The sequence below is a fragment of the Pseudolysinimonas sp. genome, from assembly GCF_031389465.1.
In the GTDB taxonomy this organism is placed as follows: domain Bacteria; phylum Actinomycetota; class Actinomycetes; order Actinomycetales; family Microbacteriaceae; genus Pseudolysinimonas_A.
Genome location: NZ_JANMSQ010000255.1, coordinates 1 through 10,574, shown reverse-complemented (window position 1 = coordinate 10,574; position 10,574 = coordinate 1). Strand labels below are relative to the sequence as shown.

Annotated in this window: 9 protein-coding genes; 7 read left to right on the top strand and 2 right to left on the bottom strand. The window is 68.9% G+C overall.

From position 1 onward, the window contains the following. The first annotated feature begins 146 nt into the window (after window positions 1–146). The 6 genes from RMO30_RS10220 to RMO30_RS10195 all read left to right on the top strand — a co-directional run bounded on the left by RMO30_RS10220 (window position 147) and on the right by RMO30_RS10195 (window position 6,931). Complete coding sequence (locus tag RMO30_RS10220; RefSeq protein ID WP_309712881.1) at window positions 147–1,463, top strand: bifunctional o-acetylhomoserine/o-acetylserine sulfhydrylase; 1,317 nt, start codon at window positions 147–149, stop codon at window positions 1,461–1,463. A 66-nt stretch (window positions 1,464–1,529) separates the two neighbouring features. Next, a complete protein-coding gene (locus tag RMO30_RS10215; protein WP_309712877.1) occupies window positions 1,530–2,735 on the top strand; it encodes a homoserine O-acetyltransferase in 1,206 nt (401 codons plus the stop codon). Next, window positions 2,732–3,586 (top strand): hypothetical protein, encoded by an 855-nt coding sequence (locus tag RMO30_RS10210; RefSeq protein ID WP_309712874.1) that lies wholly within the window; start codon window positions 2,732–2,734, stop codon window positions 3,584–3,586. Before RMO30_RS10215 ends, RMO30_RS10210 begins: the two co-directional genes overlap by 4 nt. Window positions 3,587–3,780: 194 nt before the next feature. After that, a complete protein-coding gene (locus RMO30_RS10205) occupies window positions 3,781–4,950 on the top strand; it encodes an ATP-binding protein (RefSeq protein WP_309712871.1) in 1,170 nt (389 codons plus the stop codon). Beyond that, the gene (locus RMO30_RS10200; protein WP_309712869.1) at window positions 4,947–6,245 is read left to right on the top strand and encodes a hypothetical protein; all 1,299 of its coding nucleotides are present in this window, start codon (window positions 4,947–4,949) and stop codon (window positions 6,243–6,245) included. Before RMO30_RS10205 ends, RMO30_RS10200 begins: the two co-directional genes overlap by 4 nt. Window positions 6,246–6,268: 23 nt before the next feature. Then, a complete protein-coding gene (locus tag RMO30_RS10195; RefSeq protein ID WP_309712867.1) occupies window positions 6,269–6,931 on the top strand; it encodes a response regulator transcription factor in 663 nt (220 codons plus the stop codon). Here RMO30_RS10195 and RMO30_RS10190 read toward each other — a convergent pair whose 3' ends face one another. Both RMO30_RS10190 and RMO30_RS10185 read right to left on the bottom strand, forming a co-directional pair. Continuing rightward, complete coding sequence (locus RMO30_RS10190) at window positions 6,932–8,179, bottom strand: MFS transporter (protein WP_309712865.1); 1,248 nt, start codon at window positions 8,177–8,179, stop codon at window positions 6,932–6,934. Between the two features lie 37 nt (window positions 8,180–8,216). Next, window positions 8,217–9,494, bottom strand: a complete 1,278-nt coding sequence (locus RMO30_RS10185) for a glycosyltransferase 87 family protein (RefSeq protein WP_309712862.1) — start codon at window positions 9,492–9,494, stop codon at window positions 8,217–8,219. A 95-nt stretch (window positions 9,495–9,589) separates the two neighbouring features. Between RMO30_RS10185 and RMO30_RS10180 the strand changes: the two genes are divergently transcribed. Next, window positions 9,590–10,417 (top strand): ABC transporter substrate-binding protein, encoded by an 828-nt coding sequence (locus tag RMO30_RS10180; protein ID WP_309712860.1) that lies wholly within the window; start codon window positions 9,590–9,592, stop codon window positions 10,415–10,417. Window positions 10,418–10,574: the final 157 nt, after the last annotated feature.

The window sequence follows — 10,574 nt, the reverse complement described above, 5'->3', positions numbered from 1 at the left end:
GGCTGTTCCCCGGCACCCGGAACTGCCATTTCTGCCCGCTGAGCGACCCGCGTATTACCTCGGGTTTCGGGCGGCTTCGACATCGTGTGCCGCCGCGCCTACTGTCGCCATCAGACCACCTGCCATCCATCTCCAAGGAGCACCCCATGTCGGACTGGAAGTTCGAGACCCAGCAGATCCACGCCGGCGCGAAGCCCGACCCGGTGACCAACGCCCGGGCGACTCCGATCTACAAGACGACCTCCTACGTCTTCAACAACTCCGACCACGCCAAGAACCTGTTCGCGCTGGCCGAGTTCGGCAACATCTACACCCGCCTGATGAACCCGACGACCGATGTCGTCGAGCAGCGCGTCGCCGCGCTCGAGGGCGGTACCGCCGCTCTTGCGGTTGCATCGGGATCGTCGGCGATCACTTACGCCGTGCTCAATATCGCGAGTTCGGGCGACCACATCGTTTCGTCGAGCTCGATCTACGGCGGCACCTACAACCTCTTCAAGTACACCCTCGCGAAGCTCGGCATCGAGGTCACGTTCGTCGAGAACCAGGACGACGCCGAGGAGTGGAAGGCCGCGATCCGCCCGAACACCAAACTGCTGTTCGCCGAGACGATCGGCAACCCGCGCATCAACATCCTCGACATCGAGCTCGTCGCCGAGGTCGCCCACCGCGCCGATCTGCCGCTCATCGTCGACAACACGATCGCGACCCCCTACCTCATCCGTCCGTTCGAGTTCGGTGCCGACATCGTCGTTCACTCGGCGACGAAGTTCCTCGGCGGGCACGGGACGGTAATCGCAGGCGTGATCGTCTACGGCGGCCGATTCCCCTGGTCGCAACACGTCGACAAGTTCCCCGGACTCACTGAGCCCGACCCGTCGTACCACGGAGCGTCGTACACCGCCGTGCTCGGCGACGGGATTGCCTACGTCATCAAAGCTCGGGTTCAGTTGCTGCGCGATACCGGAGCGGCCATCGCCCCCGACACGGCGTTCTCGCTCATCCAGGGCATCGAGACGCTCTCGCTGCGCATCGAGCGGCACGTCGAAAACGCGCAGGCCGTCGCGGAGTGGCTCGAGAACCACCCCGACGTCGCGTCGGTCAACTATTCGGGGCTGCCGTCGAGCCCGTGGTACGAAGTGGCCGCCAAGTACGCCCCGAAGGGTGTCGGAGCGGTGCTGTCGTTCGAACTCAAAGGCGGGGTGGATGCCGGCCGCGCCCTCGTGGAGAGCGTCACCCTGTTCAGCCACCTGGCCAACATCGGCGACGTGCGCTCGCTCATCATTCACCCGGCTTCGAAGACACACTCCCAGCTCACCCCGGAGCAGCAGCTCACGACCGGTGTCACCCCCGGCCTCGTGCGTCTCTCGGTCGGGCTGGAGAACATCGACGACATCAAGGCCGACCTCGAGGCGGGCTTCGCCGCCGCCCGCAAGGTGAGCGCCGCGAACGCGTCCGTCTGACCGAACCCGCGGGCGCCGGGTCGGCCGAGGCTGTAACACGGAACTTTCTGCGCCAGAATCAGGACGATGGACTGGCAGACTCCCGAGGACGCCGCGCCGTCGGCGTTCGTGACGGAGTCCCAGCGACGCCGAGTGGCGGGCAAGCCGCCGGCGACCGGCGCATGGCGTGAAGGCGACGATCCGGGCAACCGACGCTTCGCCGTCATCGGCGACCTCGCGCTGGAACGCGGCGGCGGCATCCCGAACGTCACGATCGCCTACGAGACCTGGGGTGAACTGGCGGCCGACGGGTCCAACGCGATTCTCGTGCTGCACGCGCTCACCGGCGACAGCCACCTCGTCGGCCCGGCCGGCCCGGGTCACCCGACCGCCGGGTGGTGGTCGGGACTCGTCGGCCCCGGCAAGGTTCTCGACACCGACCGATACTTCGTCGTCGCACCCAACATGCTCGGCGGCTGCCAAGGCACGACCGGTCCGGCGTCACTCGCCCCCGACGGGTCGGAGTGGGGCCCGCGCTTTCCGTACCTGACGATCCGCGACCAGGTTTCCGCGCAAGCGGCGTTCACCGACCTGCTCGGTATCGACCGCTGGGCGCTCGTCGTCGGCGGTTCGATGGGCGGCATGCAGGTGCTCGAGTGGGGAGTCGGGCATCCCGAGCGCGTCGAGCGGATCGCGGTACTCGCAGCTCCCCCGTTGTCGAGCGCCGACGAGATCGCCCTCAACTCGGTGCAGGCCGAGGCGATCCGCATGGATCCGGCGTTTCACGGCGGCGACTACTACGACGCCGCCGAGGGTGAAGGACCGCACCGCGGCCTCGCCCTCGCCCGGCGGATGGCACTGCTCAACTATCGGTCGCCGACGGAACTCAACGACCGGTTCGAGCGCTCCTGGCAGAGCGGCATCAGCCCGCTCGGCGGCGGCGGCCGGTTCGCGGTCGGGAGCTACCTCGACTTTCACGGCAACAAGTTCACCCGCCGCTTCGACGCCAACAGCTACCTCGTGCTGACGGATGCCATGGACTCCCACGACGTCGGGCGCGATCGCGGCGGGGTGGCGGCGGCGCTCGGGAGCGTCACCGCGAAAGCGCTCGTTCTCGGCATCGACTCGGACCGGCTGTTCCCGGTTGCCGGGCAAGAGGTCATCGCGCAGCACCTCCCTGGCAACATCGACGGCGACGCGCCCGTTGTCATCACCTCTCAGTTCGGCCACGACGCCTTCCTCATCGAAGACGCGCTCGTGGGCGCCGAAATCCGCAGGCTGCTGGCGGAATGACGCGCCGGGGAGCGGTCGGCGTGGCTCTCGCCGCAGGCCTGCTCTCCTGCGGTCTGCTCGCCGGCTGCACCCCGAATGCCCCGGTGCTCTCGGCCGACGTGACGGTGATGGTTTACCAACCGCGCACCGACATCGTGCACAACCGGCTCGCGATTCAGGTGCGCAACGGCACCGACGAACCGCTCGAGGTCGTCGGTGCTCGGCTCTCGTCGCCCGATTTCGTCGCCGACACGGTCTGGCCGAACAACTCGGCAACCGTCCCGGCCGGTCTCGCGCTCGACCTGCGCGCACCCTTGCCCGAGGTGAGCTGCGACGCCGACACCCTGCCGGTCGCGACGATCGAGTATGTCGCGGGCGACGTGACAGGAGTCGCCGAGCTCAAGGTCGAGGATCCGTTCGACCTCCTCCCCCGGCTCCACCGGGAGGCGTGCCTGGCCGAAGAGATCGCCGCCATCGCGACGCTCACGCCGCGCGAGGTGATCGTGCCGGAGGGGGTGGCCCCCGCCATCCTCGTGATCGCGGTCGAGCCGACCGGTGCGGCGGGCGCTGTGACGCTCGACGCGGTCGGCGGCACGACGCTGCTGCAACCATCGATCGACGGGCAGGCGAACGACCTGGTCGAGCTGGGCATCACGATCGATGCCGACGGACCGCTCGAGGTGCGCATCCCGTTCGTCCCGAATCGCTGCGACCCGCACGCGCTGATGGAAGACAAGGTCGGCACGATCATTCCGCTGTACGTGACCGCCGCGACCACGGGCCAGACGCGATGGATGCTGCCGGTCACCGACGAGCAGCGGGGGGACTTCTACGCATTCTTCGCGGCGTACTGCGGATTGCCCACCGCGTAGGTCCCCGACGAAACCGACGGCGAGAGACGCGACCCGTGAAGATCGCGGCTCTCGAACACCCCCAGGTGTACGTGGCTGTTTGACACCCCTCTGCACCCCAGCAGTGCGATGAAACTGTTCCCCAGGATCGTACTCCCGGCATCCGCGTGGCACCCCCCATTCGCGTGCCACGGTGTGTCACGATTACCCACAGCATGGATCTGATCAGTAGGGAGCGAGACCGTCTCCTCCAGCGCAGCGCCCGCGTCTACGGCCTGAGCTTCACCGTGGTCTCGGCACTGTGCTTCGTGCTCCCCGGCGCCGTGCCGTTTCCGGCTCTGCTGATCGGCATCCCGCTCTACCTGATCCTCGCTGCCGCCCTCGTCGGGGTGGGTCTGAGCCGCTCGATCTGGTGGCCGATCGTCGCGCTCGTCGCCGGCACCGGGATCGTCGCCGCGATCGCCCTTCTCTCGCCCCCGCCGACGCTGTCCGCATCCCTCGCGATCATCCACGTCACCGCCGCCGGACTCGCTGCGCTCGCGCTCGTCCTCACCACGAGCGTCCCGCGGATCGCCCTACTCGTCGTCGGCGCATTGAGCGGGGTTGCCGTCGTCGTTTTCGCCGAGATCGACACTCCCGCGCAGGCGCTTCGCAGCGGCGGCACGGTGCTCGTCGGCTGGGGGCTCGCGACCCTCATCGCCGTGTGGATCAGCGCGGGCGTGCCCCAGGTGGCCAAACGCATCGCGAGCATCGGCCGTGCTCACCGCGCCGAACGGCAGGCGAGCGAACTCGAAGCCCAGCGCCGTCAGGGCGCGCGGCTGCTTCACGACACCGTGCTGGCGACGCTCACCCTGCTCGCCCACTCCGGGGTCGGCGTGAAACCCGACGCCCTGCGCCAACAGGCTGCCGACGATGCCCGCCTGTTGCGCCAACTGCGGCTCGGCCAGGGCCCGACCCCTCCGACCGAGACCGGTTCGATGCCGGTCGTGAAACCCGACGAGACGGTGCTCGGCACGACCCTCGAGTCGGTCAAACAGCGGTTCGGGCGCATGGGGCTCAAGGTCTCGTGGCACGGGACCGGTCAGGTACTGCTGCCGAGCGACGTGCTCGACGCATTCCTGCTCGCGCTCGCCGAGTGCCTCGAGAACGTTCGCCGGCATTCGGGAGTCACCGAAGCTCACGTGACCATTACCGACGACGCGACGATGGTGCGCGCCCTGGTGACCGACGCGGGGGTCGGGTTCGACATCGCCGACATCGACGAGGCGAAGCTCGGATTCGCCGAATCGGTCGTCGCGCGCTTGCGCGAAGTGGGCGGCAACGCGCGCCTGTTCTCGGCCCCCGGCTCGGGTACGACGGTCGCGCTGGAGGTGCCGCGCGGATGAGCAGAAACGACACGATCACCTTCTCGCGCCCCGAAGAGAACACCCTCGGCGTCGTTGTGGGCAACGCGCGTCGAGCCGTCAGTAGTACGGCACGACGCTTCAGCCGCGCCGCGAGCGCCCACCGCGCGAGCCTCGGCACCGCGTTCCTCGGCCTCGGCGCCGTCATCGTTGTCGCCTTGCGCGCCGTCTACGGCCTCATCTGGTTCGCCTCCCAATGGGAGGTCTACCCCGAGCCGCTTGCCGCCCTCGCCGCCTGGATCGTGCTCGCCGCGATTCTCGTCGGAGCGATCGTGATGTCGCGGGTGAGCGGCGACCGGTTGCCGGACTGGATGTTCGGGCTCTTCCTCGCCGGACTCGCGATCGCCTTCGCCCTCGATGTCATCGCGATCTGGGAGCTGCGCGACATCGGCGGGTACGCGACCGCAGCGCTCACCGCGGGCATGGCGCTGCTCGTACTCGTCGCGCTGCGCGGGTCGATCGAGATCCTCGCAGCGGCCGGTGTGCTGGGCGTTGCGCTCGTCGTCGTGATATTCCTCGACGCCCCGGTCGGCGCGTTCGCCGACGCGACGTGGATCGCAACGCAGATCACCGCGATCGCCGGATCGGTGTTGCCGCCGGTCATCGGCGTCGTGATCGTCGAGGGCTTCCGCCGCATGGTGCAAGTTGAACTCGACCGGGTGCTCGTGCAGAGCACGGTTTCTGCGCCCCGCTTCGCGGTGGGAATGCTTGCCTCCGAGGAGCTCGCGCGTCTCGACCTCGCCGCCGAGGAGCTGCTGGATGCCGTCGCCAACGAGAAGACGAAGCTGCCGCTCACCCCGAAGAACGCCTCGGTCGCCGCCCAGCTCGCGACCGAACTGCGGCTGCACCTCATCGAGGGCCGTCGGGAGACCTGGCTGTACCACGCGATCAGCGAGTCGGAGCAGCTCGGCAAGTCGGTGACTCTCTCCGACAAATCGAGTCTCGCCGGCTTGCTCGATCCGACGCAGCGCGACGGGCTGCTCTCGGCGGCCTGGCTGCTCGTCGCCGACGTGCCCTCGGCAGCCAACCCGCGACGGCGCGGACCGGCGCGCACCGTCAACATCCAGATCGGACCGGTCGTTCCCGGCACCCCCGACGTGCCCGAGCACAAGATCGCCGTCCCCATCACGATCACGTCGACCGGCGTTCCGCGAAACCGCGTCGATTCGGGTGTCTGGGACGCGATCGGCAGGATCGGACGATACTCTGACTCCACTCAGGACGCGAGTCTGCGGGTCGATATCGAATGCATCGTCGACAATCCGGCCGACCAATGAGCACCCTGACGGAAGGAATCCCCGTGGCCGCTCCGATTCGTGTCGCGCTCGTCGATGACCACCGCATGATCCTCGGCGCGCTGACGGAGTGGATCCGAAGCACCGCCGACGACATCGACGTGGTCGCCGCGGTGCCCACCTGGCCCGAACTGCTGACGCATCCCGAGTTTCCGGTCGACGTCGTGCTGCTCGACCTCGACCTGAAGGACAACCTGCCGGTCGCCCTCAAGATCTCAACGCTGAAGACTACGGGCGTGCGCACGGTGCTGATGAGCACCTACTCGGAGCCCAACGTCGTGCGCGAGGCCCTCGGCGCCGGCGCTCTCGGCTACCTCGTCAAGAGCGAACCGGTCGACATGATCATCGAGGCAATCCGCGCGGCGGCGAAGGGCGAGAGCTTCATCTCGGCCGAACTCGACCTCGCGCTCAACGCCGCCGACATCGGCGGTGCCCCGAAGCTCTCGGCGCAGGAGCGCCGCGTCATGGCGCTCTACGGTGGCGGCGAACCGGTGAAGGCGGTCGCCTACCAGCTCGGCATCTCGGAAGAGACCGCCAAGAGCTACCTCAAGCGCATCCGTGAGAAGTACCGGGTCGCCGGAATCGACGTCGGTACCAAGGTGGCGCTGCGGAAGCGCGCCATTCAGGACGGCATCCTCATTCAGGACAACCCGACGGGCAGCTTCTAACTAGGCCCCGGTCGGGATGATCAGCGCTTCGTCGTCTCGGCGACGGCGCTTCGCTTCACCATGGGTCAACAGTCCGCCGAGAACGGCGAACAGGATGCCGGGGAGACACAGCGCGAGCCCCACCCAGGTGGGTGCGACGTAGCCCAAGCCTGCGGCGATGACGGCACCGCCGAGGAGTGCGCCGATGCTGTTGCCGATGTTGAGCGCCGAATGGTTGGCAGCCGCGGCGAGGGTCTGGCTGTCGCCCGCGACATCCATGAGGCGGGTCTGGATGGCGGGCGAGATCGCCGCCGAGGCGAACCCCACCGCGAACAGGCCGGTGAACAGTCCCGGGATCGTCGGTGCCGTGAGGGCCAGCCCGAGCAGCGCGGCAACCAGAAGCGCGAAGCAGAGGAACACGGCACGGAGCGCGCCGCGGTCGGCGAGACGGCCGCCGAAGAAGTTGCCCAGCGTCATGCCGACACCCATCACGACCAAGGCGATCGGAACGATCACAGCCGGCAGCATCGTGACCTCGGTCGTCAGCGGCGCAACGTAGGTGTAGACGGCGAACAGGCCGCCGAAGCCGAGCGCGCCGGTGAGCAGGGCGAGCCAGACGGCGGGGCGGGTGAATCCGCCGAGCTCCCGCCGAACGGTGGCTTCCGGGTCACCGGGCAGCTTCGGCACGACGAGGATGATTGCCACGACGGTGAGCGCGAAGATCGCCGCGACCGCGAGGTAGGCCGCGCGCCAGCCCGCGTTCTGCCCGAGGAAGGTGATGGCGGGTACGCCGATGACGTTCGCGATCGTGAGCCCCGAGAGCACGAGCGCGATGCCCTGCCCGCGCTTGCCCGGCCCCATCAGCGACGCCGCGACGAGGGCGGCGATGCCGAAATAGGCGCCGTGGGGGAGCGCCGCGATGAACCGCGCGACCACCACGAGTTCGAAGGTGGGCGCTAGCGCGGAGGCGAGACTGCCGACCGTGAACGCGATCACGAGAGCCAGCAGCAGGCCCTTGCGGGGAAACCGTGCCGCCACCACTGCGATCGTGGGGGCACCGACGACGACGCCCGCGGCGTAGGCCGAGATCAGGATGCCCGCGCGGGCGATCGCTTCCTCGGGGTTGCTCACCGCGAGGTCGGGCAACAGGTCTCGGGCGATCTCGGGAAGAACGCCCATCGCCGCGAACTCTGCCGCCCCGATTCCGAAGCCGCCGAGGGCGAGCGCGAGGAGAGCCAGGCGCACGCGCGTTGGCGACAGGGTGGTCATGGGGCGAGAGAGCCGATCGATCGAGAAAGCGGAGGACTCACCGTCGAGCGTTCATCCAATCTAACGCCGCGTCGCCCTCACTCAGATCTTCGGCCTCATCGCGCGGGCGACGCACCACGTCGACGAGCGCAACGACCGCCCAGGCGAACAGGGCGACATAGAGAAGGTTGCGCGCCGTCAGCACCATCACCATCGACAGCTGCGGCACTCCGAGGAGGAGGTAGTAGAAGTACGGGTAGAAGGCGTGGGTGAGCGCGGCGATCGCGATCCCGAGCACCGCGGGCACCCGGAACGACCGGCCGACCCCGGATGCCGCGGTCATCAGTCCGAACACGACGGGCACCGCGAGCCAGGTCACGAACTGCGGAGACCCGACCTTGTTGAAGATGATCATCGCGACCGTGAGGGCGAGCACGAGCGGCGGCAGCACCTCCCCGGGGCTGCGACCGCGACGCGTGGCGAGCACTCCGAGACCGAGCAGCGCCAGGGCGACGAGGGCGAGAAGCGGCGTCGCTACCGCGGCCGCGTCCTGCACCCCGTCGCCGCGCAGCTGAAAGGTGAGAATCGCGGTGTCGTAGTACACCCGGCTGTGTCCGCTGCCGAGGGTCGCGTCCCACATCCACGGGGTCGCGACCACCGATTCGATCTGCAGACCCCGATCGGCTTGCTGGGAGATGAAACTGAACACGTTGCCGCCCGCACCGAGAGCGAGCGCGACGGCGAGCACCGTGGCTGTCGTCGCCGCAGCCCCGATGATGACCTGCCCCCGGTCGCGAAGCGCGACGACCACGGCGGCAACGAGCGCGGCGGGCCAGACCTTGGTCCACGCGGCGACCGTCAACAGCACCCCGCCGAGCGCGGGCCGGGTCACCACCACGAGCATCCCGAGCAGGGCGAGGGGCACGGTGATCGAGTCGATGCGCCCGACCGCGACGGGCCCGAGTGCGACGAGGAAGCCGAGCCACCACCAGCCCGCGTGCGTGCTCCCGTATCGGCGCCCGATCGTGAGGGTGACGGCGAAGGCGATCGCGTCGACGAGCATCACCAGACTCAGCCAGGTGCTCGCGTACAGGTCGGGCCCGAGCGCGGCGGCGGCGATCATCGGCACGATCGCGAGGATCGGGTAGACCCACACCGTGTCGATGCCGACCCAGCCGTGGCCTTCGAACGCGTAGTCGACGATCCAGAACTTGTAGACCGAGGTGACATCGCCGATCGGCTGACCCGGGGCGTAGAGGGCGAGCATCCCGAGCCACAGGTGGGCGAGCACGAATCCGGCCCATAGGGCGATCGGGCTCCTCACGATCGCCAGCACTCGAACAGCGTAACGGCGTCACGAATCGACACCTCGCGGCACGCACGACGCGTCGCGCGGCAGAATGGTGCCACAGCACATCCTTTGGAGGCCCCATGTCCCGCACGCTCACCCGCCTGGCCGCTACGGCAGGCGTTCTCGCCCTCGCCGCTGGCTTGGCCGGCTGCCAGACCGCCGCCGATGCCGGCAGCGACTACGTCACCGACGGCAAGCTCACGATCGCCACCGGCGAGCCCGCCTACTACCCCTACGTGATCGATGACGCGCCCGAGTCGGGCGAAGGCTTCGAAGCCGCCGTCGCGTACGCGATCGCCGAAGAGCTCGGCTTCGCCGCCGAGGATGTCGTCTGGGTGCGCACCGGCTTCGACGAAGCCATCGCGCCCGGCCCGAAGGCCTTCGACTTCAACCTTCAGCAGTACACGATCACCCCCGAGCGCGCGGAATCCGTCGACTTCTCGTCGCCGTACTACGCGGCCGACCAGGCGGTCATCACGATCGAAGGCTCCCCGGCTGCCGAGGCCACCTCGATCGCCGACCTGCAGGGTCTGCTGATCGGCGCGGCGACCGGCACGACGAGCCTCGCGGCCGTCGAGCAGATCATCCAGCCGACGGCCGGTGCCCAGGTCTTCAACAGCAACGACGACGCCAAGCTCGCGCTCGAGAGCGGCCAGGTCGACGCGATCGTCGTCGACGTGCCGACCGCCTTCTACATCACGGGCGTCGAACTCGACGGCGGCGTCATCGTCGGCTCGCTCCCCGAGATCGAAGGCGCGACCGACGAGTGGGGCGTGCTGCTCGCGAAGGACAGCCCGCTGACCGACGCGGTGACCGCCGCGATCGACGCGCTGCGCGAGAACGGCACGCTCGACGCGCTCATCGCCGAATGGCTGGGCGCCGACCAGGGAGTCGCCGAACTCCAGTAGTCCAGCCTCCAGTAACTTCGTACGGTGACCTCTCACCCGGAAGGGGCCCCCCCCGGCGGCGTAGAGCGAGAGGGGCGGGCCCTACCGGGCCCGCCCACGCCCCCGGCGGGGGGCATACCGGCGGGGCCCCCCCGGGCCGGGGCGGGGCGGGTGAGGG

Bases quoted from the DNA above. Each gene is read 5' to 3' on its own strand.
- RMO30_RS10220 (WP_309712881.1), top strand. From the start codon at position 147: ATGTCGGACTGGAAGTTCGAGACCCAGCAGATCCACGCCGGCGCGAAG.
- RMO30_RS10215 (WP_309712877.1), top strand. From the start codon at position 1,530: ATGGACTGGCAGACTCCCGAGGACGCCGCGCCGTCGGCGTTCGTGACG.
- RMO30_RS10210 (WP_309712874.1), top strand. From the start codon at position 2,732: ATGACGCGCCGGGGAGCGGTCGGCGTGGCTCTCGCCGCAGGCCTGCTC.
- RMO30_RS10205 (WP_309712871.1), top strand. From the start codon at position 3,781: ATGGATCTGATCAGTAGGGAGCGAGACCGTCTCCTCCAGCGCAGCGCC.
- RMO30_RS10200 (WP_309712869.1), top strand. From the start codon at position 4,947: ATGAGCAGAAACGACACGATCACCTTCTCGCGCCCCGAAGAGAACACC.
- RMO30_RS10190 (WP_309712865.1), bottom strand. From the start codon at position 8,179: ATGACCACCCTGTCGCCAACGCGCGTGCGCCTGGCTCTCCTCGCGCTC.
- RMO30_RS10180 (WP_309712860.1), top strand. From the start codon at position 9,590: ATGTCCCGCACGCTCACCCGCCTGGCCGCTACGGCAGGCGTTCTCGCC.